The 17,030-nt window shown below is 62.4% G+C and carries 12 protein-coding genes; 11 read left to right on the top strand and 1 reads right to left on the bottom strand.

The genetic code is table 11. The features are described 5' to 3' along the window. Nucleotides 1-3: 3 nt before the first annotated feature. The 10 genes from BPHYT_RS34320 to BPHYT_RS34275 all read left to right on the top strand — a co-directional run bounded on the left by BPHYT_RS34320 (nucleotide 4) and on the right by BPHYT_RS34275 (nucleotide 13,038). The gene (locus BPHYT_RS34320; RefSeq protein ID WP_012428724.1) at nucleotides 4-294 is read left to right on the top strand and encodes an H-NS histone family protein; all 291 of its coding nucleotides are present in this window, start codon (nucleotides 4-6) and stop codon (nucleotides 292-294) included. Between the two features lie 614 nt (nucleotides 295-908). After that, nucleotides 909-1,433, top strand: a complete 525-nt coding sequence (gene fae, locus BPHYT_RS34315; RefSeq protein ID WP_041759908.1) for a formaldehyde-activating enzyme — start codon at nucleotides 909-911, stop codon at nucleotides 1,431-1,433. Nucleotides 1,434-1,523: 90 nt separating this feature from the next. Beyond that, nucleotides 1,524-2,561 (top strand): aldo/keto reductase, encoded by a 1,038-nt coding sequence (locus BPHYT_RS34310; protein ID WP_012428722.1) that lies wholly within the window; start codon nucleotides 1,524-1,526, stop codon nucleotides 2,559-2,561. Further along, on the top strand, nucleotides 2,558-3,997 hold the full coding sequence (locus tag BPHYT_RS34305) for an NAD-dependent succinate-semialdehyde dehydrogenase (RefSeq protein ID WP_012428721.1): 1,440 nt from the start codon (nucleotides 2,558-2,560) through the stop codon (nucleotides 3,995-3,997). The genes BPHYT_RS34310 and BPHYT_RS34305 overlap by 4 nt, the downstream gene beginning before the upstream one ends. Nucleotides 3,998-4,118: 121 nt before the next feature. Beyond that, nucleotides 4,119-5,501 carry an MFS transporter gene (locus BPHYT_RS34300; RefSeq protein ID WP_012428720.1) on the top strand — a complete coding sequence of 461 codons (1,383 nt, stop codon included), beginning with the start codon at nucleotides 4,119-4,121 and terminating at the stop codon, nucleotides 5,499-5,501. Nucleotides 5,502-5,843: 342 nt separating this feature from the next. Beyond that, nucleotides 5,844-6,401 carry a fimbrial protein gene (locus BPHYT_RS34295; RefSeq protein WP_012428719.1) on the top strand — a complete coding sequence of 186 codons (558 nt, stop codon included), beginning with the start codon at nucleotides 5,844-5,846 and terminating at the stop codon, nucleotides 6,399-6,401. Nucleotides 6,402-6,478: 77 nt separating this feature from the next. Beyond that, nucleotides 6,479-7,222, top strand: coding sequence for a fimbria/pilus periplasmic chaperone (locus tag BPHYT_RS34290; protein WP_041759391.1), 744 nt, complete (start codon nucleotides 6,479-6,481; stop codon nucleotides 7,220-7,222). A gap of 115 nt (nucleotides 7,223-7,337) precedes the next feature. Then, nucleotides 7,338-9,998 carry a fimbria/pilus outer membrane usher protein gene (locus BPHYT_RS34285; protein WP_012428717.1) on the top strand — a complete coding sequence of 887 codons (2,661 nt, stop codon included), beginning with the start codon at nucleotides 7,338-7,340 and terminating at the stop codon, nucleotides 9,996-9,998. 38 nt (nucleotides 9,999-10,036) lie between these two features. Continuing rightward, the gene (locus BPHYT_RS36820; RefSeq protein ID WP_083772124.1) at nucleotides 10,037-11,101 is read left to right on the top strand and encodes a fimbrial protein; all 1,065 of its coding nucleotides are present in this window, start codon (nucleotides 10,037-10,039) and stop codon (nucleotides 11,099-11,101) included. Between the two features lie 335 nt (nucleotides 11,102-11,436). Further along, nucleotides 11,437-13,038, top strand: a complete 1,602-nt coding sequence (locus BPHYT_RS34275) for a peptide chain release factor 3 (RefSeq protein ID WP_012428715.1) — start codon at nucleotides 11,437-11,439, stop codon at nucleotides 13,036-13,038. A 106-nt stretch (nucleotides 13,039-13,144) separates the two neighbouring features. Here BPHYT_RS34275 and BPHYT_RS34270 read toward each other — a convergent pair whose 3' ends face one another. Continuing rightward, a complete protein-coding gene (locus BPHYT_RS34270) occupies nucleotides 13,145-14,020 on the bottom strand; it encodes a LysR family transcriptional regulator (protein WP_012428714.1) in 876 nt (291 codons plus the stop codon). 391 nt (nucleotides 14,021-14,411) lie between these two features. Here BPHYT_RS34270 and BPHYT_RS34265 point away from each other — a divergent pair, with 391 nt between their 5' ends. Beyond that, nucleotides 14,412-16,916, top strand: coding sequence for a bifunctional acetate--CoA ligase family protein/GNAT family N-acetyltransferase (locus BPHYT_RS34265; RefSeq protein ID WP_012428713.1), 2,505 nt, complete (start codon nucleotides 14,412-14,414; stop codon nucleotides 16,914-16,916). The last annotated feature ends 114 nt before the right edge of the window (nucleotides 16,917-17,030 follow it).

Genomic DNA, 17,030 nt, shown 5'->3' with positions numbered 1-17,030 from the left:
GTCATGGCCTCGTACAAGCACTTGACTGCCCAACTCGAAAAACTCCATAAGGAAGTCGCGGCGGCGCGCGAGAAGGAAGTTGCGCAGGCGATCGCCGAGATCAAGCAGAAAGTCGCCGAATACGACCTGACGGCTGAAGAACTCGGATTCACGAGCAAGGGCACCGTGGCTCGCAAGACGCCTTCGGTCGCCAAGTATCGCAATCCGAAGACCGGCGAGACCTGGAGCGGGCGCGGCCGCTCGCCTGCGTGGCTCGTAGGCAAGAATCGCGAACGGTTTCTGATCGAAGGTTGAAATGCTTCAGCGCATGACGTGTCCACTTGTCGTGGGCCCGCTGTCTAAAGTGATGTCGCGTGCGGTTTTTCCCGCACCTTTCTCGCACGCTAGAGTAAGTCCCGAAAACGCTCACCTTTCGCGTCCACCTGGCTCGTGAAGCATAGGCTCGAATGTGCAACCCGCGACGGGCTGAGTTGCTTCGGTGAGCCTGGTTTTTCCGAATCGCGCACCTTGCGGCAAGCTTGCCACCGCCGCCCGCCGTGATCGCCCCATTTCCTCTAAAACCCGCGCCAACGCTTGCTGGTGGGCGTTCCCAGGCTGTGCGAAGAATCGCTGCAGCGATCGCTTGCGTGTCTTTCAATCGCGTCTAGCGCGTACGACGCTGTGCAAAGTTTCGCGGTGCAGGTGCGTGATCGTTCATCGACGCGCTCACCTTTCGCTGTGATTCCGCAGTGCTGCCGTGATAGTCCCGAAAACCCTCACCTTTGCGCGCTTCGATACGCGCGGGCCACCGTGCTCGGGGCTAACCCGGAGTTGAGTTCCTCTCATACCCCGCATCAAAACTCATCGATACATGGTCGCGGATGCCGAACCTCACAATCGGCCATCCACTCAACCTCGACGGAACGACCATGAGCGCATCGACGGACAAACAACTCTTTATCGGCGAAGGATTCGAAGGCCCCGGCGTCAATCTCGCGCACATCAACGTACTGGTCGGCCCGCGCAACGGCCCGGCAGGCCAGGCATTCGCCACCGCATTGGCGACGCCTTCGGCGGGTCACGCGCCGTTCGTCGTGATCGCGCGTCCGGGCGTGCCGACCAAACCGCTCACGCTGTATGTGAACAAGGCGCAGATCGGCAGCGACTTCCACGGCAACGCGACGTGGGGCGCCTCGCAAGCCGGTATCGCGAAGGCGGTGGCCGAGTCGCTGGAGAACGGCACGCTGCCGCCAGAAGCGGAGAACGACTGGGTGGTGGTGTCGGCGAATTGGGTCAACCCGTCGACCGACGATCTCGACGCCGTCTTCGAGAACAACTACCGCGCGTGCAAGAGCGCAATCGTCGCGGCGATGAAGGGCCTGCCGCATCGCGATGAAGTCTTCGCCGCCGCGCGCGACGTATCGAACCCGTTCTACACACCGAAACAACGTTAATGGCATGCGGCGCGGTTCGGTCGTGCGTCCTCAGCAACGCGCAACTAACCGTCCGCGCCGCTTGATGCGATCTGGAAGGAGACACGCACTATGGAATACATTCGCCTCGGCCAATCCGGTCTGAAGGTTTCGCGTCTGTGCCTCGGCACGATGAACATGGGCACGCCGCAATGGAAGCCGTGGATTTTCGACGAGGCGCAAAGCGAGCCGATCGTTCGTCATGCGCTCGAAGCGGGCGTCAACTTCATCGACCTCGCCGACTTCTATTCGACCGGTGTGGGTGAAGAAGTGGTGGGGCGCGTTCTGAAGCGTCTCACGCGTCGCGAGGAAATGGTCGTGGCCACCAAGGTCGGCTATGACATGGGCGCGTATCAGAACGCCGGCGGCCACTCGCGCAAGCACATCATGGACGGCATCGACGGCTCGCTCTCGCGCCTCGGCATGGATTACGTCGACATCTACATGCTGCATTTCTTCGACGTGAATACGCCCGTCGAAGAGACCATGGGTGCGCTCGACGATATCGTGCGCGCCGGCAAAGCGCGCTATATCGGCGTGTCGACCATGTACACGTGGCAGTTCGCCAAGATCATGCAGGTCTGCGAGCGCAACGGCTGGCACAAGCCGATCAATATGCAACTGCAGTTGAACCTGGCCTACCGCGAGGAAGAGCGCGAAATGATTCCGTATTGCCAGGATCAGGGCGTCGGCGTGTCCGTGTTCAGTCCGCTGGCGCGCGGGCTGTTGACGTGCGACCCACATTCGACGCGCAATCAGACTGACTTCTTCACCGCGCAAATGTATGGCGATGTGGCTTCGCGTGAAATTGCCGCGTCGGTGGCGCGCGTGGCCGCGCGGCGTGGCGTTTCCGCTGCGCAGATCGCGCAAGCGTGGGTGCTGAACCACGGCGGTGTGGCGAGCATGCTGGTCGGCGCGGATACGCCGGCGCAGTTCGACAGCGCGCTCGCCGCGCTCGGCACGACGCTCTCAGCCGATGAACTGTTCGAGCTCGAACGCAACTACACGCCGTGCGATCTGATCAACGACTACACCGCAGGCAAACGCATAGCGCGCGAGCCGCGCCTGGCGCAAGGCATGTTCGTCGAAACACTGGAGAAGGCCGCATGAACGAATTTCTCCGTACCGGACATTTCATTGGCGGCGAGTGGTACGAAGGCGCCGACACGTATGCCGTTTTGAACCCCGCGACCGGTGAGGTCGTCGCGCACGTGGCCAAAGGTGGCGCGGCGGAAACGGCGCAGGCTATCGCGGCGGCCGAGCGCGCGTTTCCCGCATGGCGTGCACTGACCGCGAAAGAACGCAGCGCCCGCGTCAAACGCTGGGGCGAATTGATGCTGGAGAATCGCGACGCGCTCGCCGAACTGCTGACGCTCGAGCAAGGCAAGCCGCTTGCCGAAGCGCGCGGCGAAGTGGGCTATGCGGCGAGCTTCTTCGAATGGTTCGCGGAGGAAGCGAAGCGGGCATACGGCGACGTCATCCCGAGCCCGAATCCGAACGCGAAGATTATCGTGACGCGCGAACCGGTCGGCGTGGTCGCGGCGATCACACCGTGGAATTTCCCGCTTGCCATGATCACGCGCAAGGCCGGTCCGGCGCTCGCAGCTGGTTGCACGATGGTGCTGAAGCCATCGGAAGAAACGCCGTTGTCCGCGTTTGCTTTGGCGGTGCTGGCCGCGAAAGCGGGCATCCCGCCCGGCGTGTTCAACATCGTTTCCGGCGATGCCGTGGCGATCGGCGGCGCGCTCACGGAATCCGACGTGGTGCGCAAACTGTCGTTCACTGGATCGACGCGCGTCGGCAAACTGCTGGCGAAGCAGTCGGCGGACACGCTGAAGAAGTTGTCGCTCGAACTCGGCGGCAACGCGCCTTTCATCGTCTTCGACGACGCGGACCTCGATGCCGCCGTGCAAGGCGCGATGGCTTCGAAATTCCGCAACACCGGGCAGACGTGTGTGTGCGTCAACCGCTTCTACGTGCAGGACGGCATCTACGACGCGTTCACGTCCGCACTGACGCAAGCGGTGCGTAAGATGCGCGTCGGCAATGCGTTGCAAGGCGAAGTCGAACAAGGTCCATTGATCAACCAGGCTGCGCTGAAGAAGGTCGAAACCCACGTGGCCGACGCATTGCAAAAAGGCGCGAAGATCTTGACCGGCGGCAAGCCGCACACGCTCGGCGGCACTTTCTACGAGCCGACTGTTCTGGCCGACGCCGACAACTCGATGCTGATCGCCGGGGAAGAAACCTTCGGACCAGTCGCTGCGTGCTTCCGCTTCAAGACCGAAGCGGAAGCGATCGAAGCGGCCAACGACACACCTTTCGGCTTGTCGGCGTATTTCTACACGCGCGACCTGGCGCGCGCATGGCGCGTCGGCGAAGCGCTGGAGAGCGGCATGGTCGGCATCAACGAAGGGATCGTGTCCACGGAGGTTGCGCCGTTCGGCGGCGTCAAGCAGTCGGGACTCGGCCGCGAAGGCTCGAAGTACGGGCTCGATGAATACACCGAACTGAAGTACATGATGATGGGCGGCCTCGGACGCTGATCTTCACACCGCGCGTCCGCCATACGTCATGCAGATGCGTGACGCACGGGCGGACGACGCAATCGGGCGCCCGGCGACACGCCGGCCGCGCCCGGCGATCCATACTAACGAAGGAGACAGCGTGAGCAATCAGGATATGCAGGTGGCCGCTCTCGGCCTTGCCCCCACTTTGCCGGCGGCAGCGGCATCCGCGCACGGCCCCATTCCTCTCGACGACGTTCCCCTGAACGCCTTTCACGTCAAGATCGCCGGGTTGACGTTCGGCGCGCACTTTACTGAAGGTTTCGCGCTCGGCACGATCGGCTATGCGCTCGCGTCGCTGAATCGTCAAATGCCGCTCGACGCGTTCTGGATGGGCATGATCGGCAGTTCCGCATTGATGGGCATTTTTATCGGCAGCCTGGTTTTCGGCTGGCTGTCGGATCGCATGGGACGTCAGAAGATTTTCCTGCTGAGTTTTATCATCATCACCGCGGCTGCGTTCGCGCAGTTCTACGTGCGTTCACCCCTTGAATTGTGTTTGCTGCGGGTGTTGATCGGCTTCGGCATGGGCGGCGACTTCGCGGTGGGCCATGCGATTCTCGCGGAGTTCTCGCCGCGCAAACATCGCGGCACGTTGCTCGGCTCGTTCAGCGTGGTGTGGACGATCGGCTACGTGGTGGCGAATGTGCTCGGCATGCAGTACGCCGATGCCTCGCCGGATGCTTGGCGCTGGCTGCTGGCGTCGGCGGGTGTGCCGGCGTTGATCGTTCTCGTGCTGCGCATGGGTACGCCGGAGTCGCCGCGCTGGCTGCATGGCAAAGGCCGCACAGCGGAGGCGAAATCAATCGTGCTGAAGCATTTCGGTGCGAACGTCACACTCGACGGCGGCCACGACGATCACGCGCAATCGGCGGGCGGCTTCATGCGTCTGTTCAAGGCGGACCTGATTCGCCGCACGATTTTCAATTGCGCGTTCTTCGTGTGTCTCGTCATTCCGTACTTCGCCGTTTATACGTTTCTGCCGACCATTCTGAAAGCGATCCACTTGAACAATGACTCGAGCGCGGACTTTCTGCTGAACGGATTTCTCGTGCTCGGCGCGTTGATCGGCATCTGGCTGACGATCAAACTTGCGCGGCGCACATTTCTGATCGGCTCGTTCGCGGTGACGTGCGTGTCGCTGATCGCGCTGAGTGTGCTGCCGGAATCGGCGACGCTCGGCATGATCGTCGCGTTCGGGATTTTCACGCTGACCATGTCGGCGTTCTCGAATCTCGTCGGCGTGTTTCCGCCGGAGTGTTTTCCCACCGAGGTGCGCGCGTGTGGTGTCGGACTCGCGATTGCATGCAGCCGGCTTGGATCGGCCGTCGGCACGTTTCTGCTGCCGCTCGGCATCGTGCATTTAGGCTTCCATATCACGATGATGGTGCTCGCGGCGGTGCTGCTGATCGGCATGCTGGTGTCGATCGCCTGGGCGCCGGAAACGAAGCATTTGACTTTGAACGAAGCTAGCGGCGCGTAACGCAGGATCAGTCCGACGCTGTAGAGAACCCGCCTCATCGGTGACGATGCGGCGGGTTTTTGTCGTCTGATGTGGCGGTTCGCCGCGTCTGCCAACCATTCGCAACGTCCTTCTATTGCGTGGACCAAGCTTATGCGCTTTGGGTCTAAAGGGGGCGATTTGTCCTAGGTACTTTTTTACTAGGAAACCTTACGATCCCACCATTCTGAATGTAGCAATGTGTCTAGGCGAATTTTCTTATTTGTATGGCTTGCAACATCAGAGTTTTGAGACGGTCAGCGGTCTTTAAATCAGTTCCGGCCGCTGTCGAATCACTCTTTTCGATACTGAGGAATGGCAGCAATGAAATCAAAGTTATCCGCAATCGTGATCGCCACCAGCAGTATGTTGGGCCTCGCGTCGTTCGGCACTTATGCGGCGGACGGCACGATCAGTTTCACCGGCTCCGTGACCGACAGCACCTGCTCGATCAACGGCGCGGCGAGTGGCACTCCGGCCGACCTGGCGGTCACGCTGGCGCCGGTTTCGATCACCGCGCTTTCGGCGACCGGTGAGGTGGCGGGTACGTCGAGCCCTGCCGATCTGCAACTGAAACTGACGGGCTGCGGCACCGTCAGCAAGGCAATTGCCAGCTTCGAGAACGGCCCGAATGTCGATCAGTCGAGCGGCAATCTGGTGAACGTCGGCGGTACCGCGCAGAACGTTCAGGTTCAACTCCTGAACTCGCAGATGAAGCCGATCAACATCTTGACGAGCCAGAACAACACGTTGGATACGGACGGCGCCGTCATGACCGCTGGCGCCGGTACCTTGCAGTACTACGCACAGTACTTCGCGACGAATGCGGCAGTAGCGGGGACGGTCAACGCTTCGGTTCAATACACGCTGCAATATCAGTAAACAGAAGGTTTGAGGCGCTCGCAATGCGAGCGCCTTTTTTTGTGCTCTTCATTTGCGATAGGAGCAGGCGGAAGGTGATGAAGCTGCCCAGAAAAACGGCGATGGGAATTGTCTTCGCAGGCATGCTGCTGGCCGGCAGCGCAGCCGCGAGCGTGACGATAGGCGGCACGCGTCTCGTGTATCCGCTCGATCAACGCGAGGTTACGGCGAAACTGAACAATGACAGTCATGTACCTTCGCTGGTTCAGGTCTGGATGGACGACGGCAATGCGGATGCCAAGCCCGGAGAAGTGAAAGTCCCATTCCTGATTACGCCGCCGATTTTCCGCATGAACGCAATGAAGGCGCAGACGCTGCGCGTCATGTACACCGGCGAGCCACTGCCGCAAGACCGTGAGTCGATCTATTGGCTCAATGTACTCGACATTCCGCCGAAAGCGAATCATGAGCCGCAAGCCAACACATTGAGCCTTGCCTATCGAACCCGTATCAAGGTGTTCGTGCGGCCGGCCAGTTTGCCTGGAAAACCGCAAGATGCACCCGCGCAACTGACCTGGAAACTTGCAGCGTCGCCGAACGGAGCAGGGCAGGCGGTCAGCGTATCGAACCCGACGCCTTACTACGTGTCGTTTAGCGAGGTCGACGTCGAAAGCGCCGGTCATTCCTTTACGAACAAGCGGGGCGGCATGGTCGCGCCGCGCGCTTCAGTGGTCTTGCCGATCGACGAGATGAGCGCCGTCGCAGCGGGCGCCAGGGTGCGCTACATCGCGATCAGCGACTACGGCGGTCCAATCAACGGCGACGCGCCGCTCGGCGAGTAATCGCCAAAAACCTGCCGTCCCACACCCCATTCATTTGATTTACGGCGTGCGTTGCATGGGCAACGCAGCGGGACGGCGCACGCCTGTTCATAGGACTCTGGAGTTCAGCAAGACCATGAAGGGCTCGCTTCGTTATTATCCGGCTGCTCGCACCGATGAACGCTCTGGCGCGTTCAGGCTCAGGCGTGTCGCCATCATTGCGATGTTCGCATTCGCAGTGTTGGGCGGCGTTCAGCCGACGAGCGCGCAAGCGGCAGAAGCGATGGAGGGCGACGTGCCGGTGGAATTCGACTCGATGTTTCTGCGAGTCGACTCCGGCGCAGCCGTGGACGTGACGCGTTTTGCTCGCGGCAACCCGGTCAAACCGGGCGTTTATTCGGTTGACCTGCTGGTGAATGGCATTCGCGTTGCACGTCAGGATGTCCGCTTTGTGGAGACGAGCCCGCAGGCCGGCGCACGTCCTTGCCTGACACACCGATTGCTGGAAACGCTCGGCGTGGACTTCGCTAAGCTTGCCGCGAGCAATGACGCAAAAGTGGTCGCGACCGGCACGGCCGAAGCCGACCCCGACCCCGACGAATGCATCAGTCTTGCTGCAAAGATCCCGGCGGCCACCGTGGACTTCGACTTCACGGAGCAGAAGCTTTTGCTGAGCGTGCCGCAGAAGTTCATGCGCAATACGGCGCGCGGCTATGTACCGCCCGACATGTGGCAGGACGGTGTGAACGCGGCGTTCGTGAGCTACAACGCGAACACTTATTACAGCCGTGGATCAGGCGTGCAATCGACCCAGAATTATTTGGGTTTGAATGCCGGCGTGAACCTCGGCAGTTGGCACTTCCGGCATCAGTCCTCGGTGACTCAGCAATCCGGCACTGGCACGAACTTCGACGACATCGCGACTTACCTTCAGCATGACCTCGGCGCGCTGAAGTCGCAGGTGATTGTCGGCGACGGCTTCACGACCGGCGACGTGTTCGACAGCGTTCAGTTTCGCGGCGCGCAGATCGCCACCGATGATCGCATGTTGCCGGAATCGCTGCGAGGCTACGCGCCAGTGGTGCGCGGCATAGCGGAATCGAATGCGCGTGTGACGGTGCGTCAGAATGGTCAGGTGATCTATGAGACCACCGTCTCGCCGGGCGCGTTCGAAATCAATGATCTGTATCCGACGGGTTATGGCGGCAACCTCGATGTCACCGTCACGGAAGCCGACGGCCGCAAGAAGAATTTTACCGTTGCCTATGCCTCGGTTGCCCAATCGCTGCGGCCTGGCATCACGCGCTTTTCTGTTACGGCCGGTCAACTCCGCAGTTCCACGCTTGAGACGAAGCCGAATTTCGCGCAGTTCACGTTGCAACGCGGACTGACCAATCTGGTGACGCTCTACGGCGGCGGTGTGGCTTCCACCGGCTACGTGGCCGCACAAATGGGCACGGCGCTGAATACGAAGTTCGGCGCTTTTTCGGCCGACGTAACAGGTGCCCAGACCCAGGTTCCGAATCAGGGCACCTCACGCGGCACCAGCTTGCGCGTGGGTTACAGCAAGTTCATCGATCCGACCAACACGAACATCGCGATTGCGGCGTACCGATACTCGACGGCGGGCTACATGGATTTGTCGGATGCCGCGTCCGTGCGCGACCTTGCGTTGCGCGGCGGCGATCCGGCCTCCGTCTATCGCGAGCGCAACCGCTTTCAGCTCACCCTCAATCAGAGCTTCAAAAAATATGGCACGGTCTTTCTGAACGCATCCGCCCAGCAGTACTGGAATCGCAACGGCAGCGACGTGTTCTATCAGGCGGGATACACCAAAGCGTTCAAATCTGGCACCTACAGTATCACCGCGGGTCGCACACGGTCCTCGAACGGCGTGATGTCGGACCAGATCATGCTGGGTGCGACGCTGCCGCTCGGCCGCGGCCAGCAAGCGCCGCTGATGGCGACCAATCTGTCGAGCTCCGGCGGCAACGCGAACATGCAGACGAGCGTGAGCGGCGCGCTCGGCGAGCGCAGCCAGTACTCGTACAACGCCTACGGAACCTACAGCACCGGTCATGGCAGCAGCACCGGAAACGCCGGCGTGAGCGGGGCGTACCGCGCGCCTTATGCGCAACTGACCGGCTCGGCAAGCGCGGGGACGGGCTCGAATCAGGCGTCGGCGGGTGTGAGCGGGTCGATCGTCGCGCATCCGGGCGGCGTGACCTTCTCGCAGACGGTGAGCGACACGTTCGGCGTTATCGAAGCACCGGGCGCGGCAGGGGCGAGTGTGAGCAGCGCGCCCGGCGTGAAGCTCGATCGCCGTGGCTATGCCGTTGTGCCCTATCTGACGCCGTACGGCATGAATACGGTCGATATCGATCCAAAGGGCACGTCGACCGATGTGGAGTTCGAATCGACTTCGGAACAGGCGGTGCCGCGGTTCGGATCGGTGGTGATGATCAGGTACAAAACGGTGACCGGACGCGCGGCGTTGATCCGCGCACCTCTGCTTGGCGATAAGGCGTTGCCGTTTGGCGCCGATGTAGTCGATGCAAATGGACTTGGCGTGGGCGTCGTCGCGCAGGATAGCCGGATTTTCGCACGCAGGCTCGAAGACAGCGGCGCGCTTTTCGTCAAGTGGGGTGTGAGTGACGCGGAGCGATGCAAGATCGATTATGTGTTGCCGAAGAAAGCAGCGAAGGACGCGTACTTGTCCGTGGAAGCTCATTGCGTGCCGGCAAATGAAACTGTCGATATAGATTCAGGCGCACTCGTTGGCGCAAATGAGCACTAGAACCCAATTCGTGAAAACGGCCAACAGGTAGTTCAAAAATGACTGCGTTGTTCAACTTTGTTTGCTGCGTGAGACGCTCTATGCACAACGTCTGTTTTGGCCGCCGCAATAGGATGCGGCTTGCCGTGGCAATTGCCGCAAGTTCGCTTGCTCTGGGCATTGCGTTTCCCGCCCACGCGGCATGCAGAATCGTTGACGGCTTCGCGCCTGCGCAAGGTGTTGTGAACTGGGGCATCGTGGCGGCGCCGACCAATGTGGCGATTGGATCGGTCATCGCCAAAACAGACATGAAATACGATTCGCTTTTCACACATCAATCGTGGCACTGCGACGGTAGCTCTTTTAATGAATATTTTACGATGGACCCACGGCACGTGTTGTCCGACATTTTTGAAACGAACATTCCAGGACTTGGCGTTCGCGCTTCGGTGTCGCTCGTCGGCGAGGATTTATTCTCTTCCATACCCCTAAACTTTTCTTTGGACCACTCCGGGCAGAACACCGGCAAGACTGACGACGTGTACGTTTTTATCGAACTTGTCGTAACTGGTCCAATCGACACGAGCGCTACCGACATGCTGTCCTACAACGCGGCAGGATGGCACCATGTCCGAGATTCGTTTGACGGAAATATACTGACGCTGGCGAATCTCATGATTTACGCTCAAATTAACTCGCCCACCTGCAGCGTCACGCAGTCTTCAGTTGCAGTGACCTTGCCCCCGGCCCCTGTGGCGAACCTGAGTAACCCAAACTCCACCACGGGGGCAACGCCCTTCAATCTTCAACTGAACTGCTCGTTGTCGTCTAACGTCAATGTAACGCTCACCGATGCGACGGATGTTTCCAACCGTTCAACCACGCTGAATTTGGCGCCGGGTTCGTCCGCCTCGGGCGTCGGCTTGCAGATACTTAATGGATCCACTCCCATCGCATACGGACCGGACTCGGCGGCGGCAGGGAATATGAATCAGTGGTTAGCAGGCAGATCAGCGGGCGGCCCCATGACTATTCCCCTCACCGCGCAGTACGTGCGAGCGTCTGGCGCGCTGGTTCCAGGAACGGTAAAGGCCATCGCGACGTTCACGATGTCCTATCAATAACCATGGCGGCGCTCTCTCTCCGCAGGCAACTTGACGGTCTTTGCTAAAACCAGCTGCAGCTGATTTCGTCGGCTTCAGTCGCCCCCGCCTCGTCCGTTTTCATACGGCGGCGGCCCTGGACGTGTATCATTCGTTCCCTGCGCTGTTCTGCGCCGGCGATTCCCGTATTGTCGAACGCTCGTTCGTGACCTGTTTCCGACGCGGCTGAGTTGCCACTGTGATGCGGGTCGTCGGCCCAATTCCCGCAGCTCGACGCCGCCGCGCAAGGCGTGGCATACCGGCAGCCACAAGCCGCCGGCAACCGCCCGAACCCCTATCCGTGACCGCCAGACCCGATGTCAGTCTCCGAACTAAAACGCCGCCGCACGTTCGCGGTCATTTCCCACCCGGACGCCGGTAAGACCACGCTCACGGAAAAGCTGCTGCTGTTCTCGGGCGCGATCCAGATCGCCGGCACCGTGAAGGGCCGCAAGAGCAACCGCTACGCAACGTCCGACTGGATGGAGATTGAAAAGCAGCGGGGCATTTCGGTGGCGAGCTCGGTGATGCAGTTCGAGTACGGCGACGCCGTCATCAACCTGCTCGACACGCCGGGCCACGAAGACTTCTCCGAAGATACCTACCGCGTGCTGACCGCGGTCGACGCCGCGGTCATGGTGATCGACGGCGCGAACGGCGTCGAGGCGCAAACGCTCAAGCTGCTCGAAGTCTGCCGCAGCCGCAAGACGCCGATCGTCACCTTCATCAACAAGCTCGACCGCGAAGTGCGCGAGCCGCTCGAACTGCTCGACGAAATCGAGCAGCATCTGGGCGTTGCCGCCGTGCCGTTCACGTGGCCGATCGGCATGGGTAAGGACTTCCAGGGCGTCTACGATATTCAGCGCGATCAGGTGCGCATTTTCCGCGCGGGACAGGACAAGGCCGGCGGCGAAGTGGAAACGCTGCAAGCGCCGAGCGACGAAGAAGGCGAGCGCCGCTTCGGCCACGCCTGGATCAAGGCGAAGGAAGAGATCGATCTGATCACCGGCGCGTCGCCCGATTTCGATCGCGAGCAGTTCCTCGCCGGTCAGCAATCGCCGGTGCTGTTCGGCTCGGCGATCAACAACTTCGGCGTGAAGGAAATTCTGGACGCGCTGGTCGACCTCGCGCCGCCGCCGTCGATGCGCATGACCGTGCAGCGTCCGGTCATGCCGGACGAGCCGAAGTTCACCGGCGTCGTGTTCAAGGTGCAGGCGAACATGGATCTGGCGCACCGCGACCGCGTGGCATTCATCCGCGTGTGCTCGGGGCATTTCGAACGCGGCATGGCCGTGAAGGTGACCCGCACGAACAAGACGTTCCGCGCCAATAACGTGGTGACGTTTCTGTCGCAACGTCGTGAGACGGTGAGCGAGGCGTATCCGGGCGACATCATCGGTATTCCGAATCATGGCACGCTGAGTCTCGGCGATACGTTGACCGAAGGCGAGCAGTTGCAATTCGTCGGCCTGCCGTTTTTCGCGCCGGAAATTTTCCAGACCGTCGAAGTGGTCGATCCAATGCGCGCCAAGCAGCTCGGCGAGGCGCTCAAGCAACTCGGCGAAGAAGGCGCGATTCAGGTGTTTCGTCCGGAAGTGGGCGGCCTGATGATTCTCGGCGCGGTCGGGCAACTGCAGTTCGAAGTGGTGTCGCACCGTTTGTCGACGGAATACAAGGTCGACGTGCGCATGGCGCCGGCGCGTTACCGCATGTCGCGCTGGGTGACTTGCGACGACGCAGCCGAACTGCGCCGCTTCACCGATTCGTACGCGGCGCGGATCGCGCTCGATGCCTCCGACGCACCGACGTATCTGGCCTCGCACGTGTCGGAGATCGAAGTCGCGCAGAAGGCGTGGCCGAAGATCGTGTTCAACGAGTTGCGCGAGCACTCGGGCGCGCCGTTCAAGAAGGCGATGTAAGTTCACCGCGGCGATACGCGAGTGCCGGGTGGAGTAGCGCCAATCGAAAGGCCCCGTTGAAAACGGGGCCTTTTGCGTTAACGGCACCGTGACCACCGGCGGTTCATCAGCGCGGATCCAGCTTCAACACTTCCTCTCGCATCCACCCGGCAAGGGCTTGCACGTGCTCGAGCGCCACATGCCGCTGCGGAATATCGAGCCAATACCCAAACGGCCCGCTCACCTCGACGTCGGAAAACTGCGCGAGGCTGCCGTCCGCCAGTTCCTCGACGATCATGTTCCGGTCGACGATCGCCAGCCCCGCGCCTTTACTCGCCGCACGAATCGCCTGTTCCAGCGTCGAGAACTCGATGCCGTTATCCGCGTAACGTGCGGGCATGCCCGCCTTGGCGAGCCAGTTCGGCCACAATTCGAGCCGGGCCTCGTTGTGCAGCACGTGCAGCGCCGGCATGCGTTCGAGCAGCGCATCGAGCGGTTGACCGAGCAAACGCGGCGCGCCTACGAGCACGTGGCGCTCCATCATCAGCAGTTCGGAGTGCGCGTCCGGCAGCGCCTGCCGGCCAAAGCGAATCTGACAGTGAAGGTCTCCGTGCGCTTCAGTACGAACGGACAGTTCGACGTCGGGCAATTCCACCGCGAGCGAGCCCAGCCGCGGCGAAAACCATTGCGTGGCGAACGTGGGCGGCAGAGCGAGCACGAGACGCCGTCGTCCTTTGGCCGCCGTGATCTGGCGAAAGCCTCGCTCGATCGTATCGAAGGCCTCAGACAGGCAGGGCAGCAATTGCAGGCCCGCCTGCGTCAGGCGGATGCCTTTGTGGTCGCGCTCGAACAGTTTCGCGCCGAGCGATTCCTCAAGCAGCTTGATTTGCCGGCTCACGGCGCCTTGAGTCACGCACAGCGCAATGGCTGCACGGTTGAAGCTCATGTGCCGGGCCGTCTCTTCGAAGAAGCGCAACGCGATCAGCGATGGCAAGCGCCGCATAAATCACCTTCTATTACTTTTAATCGTGCGCGATCCGGCGGCAAGACGGTCGGACCGCGAACGGTGGTTGTGCTGCATCGTTAGCCGGGCGTTGTCCACAAACGAATCGCTTTTGGCGCGTCTCCGGCGCACGCGATTCGAACCGCTATCGGCCAGCGATTTTTCAAGGCAAACCGCCATCGTGGCGGCTGGAAGATTGTCGCATTGGCGCTCGTTGTTTGCTTGATCTCGATAACAAATATCCCCGGCGCGCCCTGGACAGCCGGCCGCGATCGGGTGCCGGCCCGGCGCTGAAGGAGAAGCGCCGCGCGAGAGCTCAACTTCGCCTATGCTGACGAAGACGCGCGCCCGGCCGCCAAGCCGGCTCGCATTCCCTGACCTCGGAGCGCCTGTGACCGTTCGCAATCTCGACGCCTTGTTTCGACCCAAATCCGTCGCCGTGATCGGCGCCTCGGAGCGGCCCGGCAGCACCGGCGAGATGGTGTGGACGCGCGTGCTGGATGGAGGCTTCGACGGCCCGCTCTGGCCGGTCAATCCGAAGTACGAAACGCTCGGCGGCCACGCCGTGATCCACGACGCGGGCGATCTGCCGGAAGCGCCCACGGTCGCGCTGATCTGCACGCCACCGGCGACGTGGCCCGGCATCATCCATAAGCTCGGCGGATTGGGCACGCGCGCGGCGATTATCGTCGGCGAGGTGCGGTGCGATGAGGACCGGCTCGCGCTGCGGCACGCGCTTTCGGCGGCGCGGCCGAATCTCTTGCGGATCGTCGGGCCGGGCAGTCTCGGCGTGGTGTCGCCGGCGCTGCGCGCGCATCTGGGCGCGCCGTCGTGCACGGTGAAGGCGGGCGGCGTCGCGTGGGTGTCGCAGTCGAACGCGCTGACCAACGCCGTGCTCGGCTGGGCGCACGCGCGCGGCCTCGGCTTCTCGCACGCGGTGGCGCTCGGCGGCGAGGCGGATGTCGATGCGGGCGACGTGCTCGACTATCTGGCCAGCGACCCCGGCACGCGTGCCATCCTGCTCGAACTGGATAGCGTGCGGGCGGCGCGCAAGTTCATGTCGGCGGCCCGCGCGGCGGCGCGCAACAAGCCGGTGCTGGCGCTGCGCTCCGGCCGCGCCGATCCCGCCGACGCGCTCTACACCGCCGCCTTCCGCCGCGCCGGCATGGTGCGCGTCGATGCGCTCGACGACCTGCTCGACGAGATCGAGACGCTCGGCGTGGGCCGTGTGGCGGCGGGCGCCACGGCCACGCTGATTACGAGCGACCGTGGCCTCGCCACTTTGGCTTGCGACGCCTTCGCCGCGGCCGGCGATACGCTCGCGCCGTGGCCCGATGAAGCGTCGGATGCCTTGAAGCAAAGCTTGCCGTACGCGGTCGGCGGCAATCCGCTGGAACTGGGCGACGACGCGCGTCCGGAGCACTTCGGCACGGCGCTCAAACTGCTCGCGGAGCATCGCAGCACCGGCACGGCCTTCGTGGTCCACGCGTCGACACATGGCGCGCCGGTCGGCGAAGTGGCGCAGGCCTTGATCGCGAATCAGCGGTACGCCTACCGCGGCTTGCTCGCGTGTTTTTTCGGTGGCGTGGATGCCGCCACGCGCGACGCCCTGCACGCGCAAGGCATTCCGGTTCATACGACGCCGCAGCGCCTCGCGCGCGCCTTCGCGCGGCTGGTCGATTACCGGATGGGACGCGAACTGCTGATGCAGACGCCGGAGGGTTTGCCGGCGCAAATTCCCGAATGCATCGACGCGGCTCAGGCTCAGGCGCGCGCCGCGCTTGCAGCAGGTGAGCACCAACTAACCGGCGAAGCGGCGGCGCGGTTTTTGGGGCGGTTCGGATTGCAGGTGGAAGCGCGAGAAGGAAGTGCCAGCGAGGGTGGCGCGGGGCAAGTTGCGCAAGAAATCGCGCAAGAAATCGCGCAGGGATCGGCGCAGGTCGCAGCGGCAGTTTCGGACGCACTGCGGGCGTCGGATTGCCCGGAATCGAGTGCGGACTCGTCTACCCGACCCGTCGTCGACATCGCCGTCGAACTCCACGACGACGACAACTTCGGCCCTGTCTTCCGCTTCACGACGCCATCGGCCGACGGTGTGTCCGAGCCCTTGCGCGTCTACGGGTTGCCGCCGCTGAACCCAATGCTCGCGCGCGACATGGTCACGCGTTCGCCCTACGCGCGGCTGGTTGCGCCGGAGCCGGCGCTGGCCGCGCTGACGGCGCTCTCGCAAGCCGTGTGCGACGTCAAGGAGCTCGTCGGGCTCACATTGACGCTCAGGGTGTACCGCGATCGCGTGGTGGTCGTCGAGCCCACGCTGAAACTTGCGTCCACGCGCAGCCGCCTCGCGATCGTGCCTTACCCGCGCCGTTTCGAAGAGACGCTGGACTGGCAGGGCGTGCGGGTGACGGTGCGGCCGATCCGCCCGGAGGACGAGGCCGCGCACCACGACTTCGTCGAAGCAATGACGCCTGAAGATTTGCGTCTGCGATTTTTCGGCGCGGTGGGCAGCTTCGACCACTCGCAACTCGCGCGCATGACGCAGATCGACTACGACCGCGAAATGGCGCTGATCGCCACCGTGCAAAGCGAAGAAGGTGTCACGCGGACGCTGGGCGTGGTGCGCGCAGTGGCCGATCCCGACAACGAAACCGCCGAATTCGCGGTGGCGGTGCGCTCGGATCAGAAAGGCCGGCGCCTCGGCCAATTGCTGATGGACCGGATCATTAAATATGCGCGGGCGCGCGGCATTCATTGGCTGGTTGGCGAGGCGCTGCGTGAGAATACGCCGATGATCGGGCTCGCCAAGGCCAGCGGTTTCACGATTACGCGGACGGAGGATCCGGGCGTGGTCGGGTTCAGGATGGCGCTGGATGAAGCGACAGAGGCAAGCGCTTAGGCCGCGTGCCCAACGCGCTGAGTTGAATGGATCACCGCATTCAATGCGTTCGAGGCGGTGATCAACGCGACGAGAGGCGCTGAAGACCTCGCGCCGCGAGAAACCAGAAGGCCG

Source organism: Paraburkholderia phytofirmans PsJN (assembly GCF_000020125.1).
Classification (GTDB): Bacteria; Pseudomonadota; Gammaproteobacteria; order Burkholderiales; family Burkholderiaceae; genus Paraburkholderia; species Paraburkholderia phytofirmans.
The sequence above is the reverse complement of the archived record's forward strand: the minus strand, read 5'-3'. Positions and strand labels throughout refer to the sequence as shown.

Bases quoted from the DNA above. Each gene is read 5' to 3' on its own strand.
- BPHYT_RS34290 (WP_041759391.1), top strand. From the start codon at position 6,479: ATGAAGCTGCCCAGAAAAACGGCGATGGGAATTGTCTTCGCAGGCATG.
- BPHYT_RS34320 (WP_012428724.1), top strand. From the start codon at position 4: ATGGCCTCGTACAAGCACTTGACTGCCCAACTCGAAAAACTCCATAAG.
- BPHYT_RS36820 (WP_083772124.1), top strand. From the start codon at position 10,037: ATGACTGCGTTGTTCAACTTTGTTTGCTGCGTGAGACGCTCTATGCAC.
- BPHYT_RS34295 (WP_012428719.1), top strand. From the start codon at position 5,844: ATGAAATCAAAGTTATCCGCAATCGTGATCGCCACCAGCAGTATGTTG.
- BPHYT_RS34285 (WP_012428717.1), top strand. From the start codon at position 7,338: ATGAAGGGCTCGCTTCGTTATTATCCGGCTGCTCGCACCGATGAACGC.
- BPHYT_RS34310 (WP_012428722.1), top strand. From the start codon at position 1,524: ATGGAATACATTCGCCTCGGCCAATCCGGTCTGAAGGTTTCGCGTCTG.
- BPHYT_RS34270 (WP_012428714.1), bottom strand. From the start codon at position 14,020: ATGCGGCGCTTGCCATCGCTGATCGCGTTGCGCTTCTTCGAAGAGACG.
- fae (WP_041759908.1), top strand. From the start codon at position 909: ATGAGCGCATCGACGGACAAACAACTCTTTATCGGCGAAGGATTCGAA.
- BPHYT_RS34305 (WP_012428721.1), top strand. From the start codon at position 2,558: ATGAACGAATTTCTCCGTACCGGACATTTCATTGGCGGCGAGTGGTAC.
- BPHYT_RS34275 (WP_012428715.1), top strand. From the start codon at position 11,437: ATGTCAGTCTCCGAACTAAAACGCCGCCGCACGTTCGCGGTCATTTCC.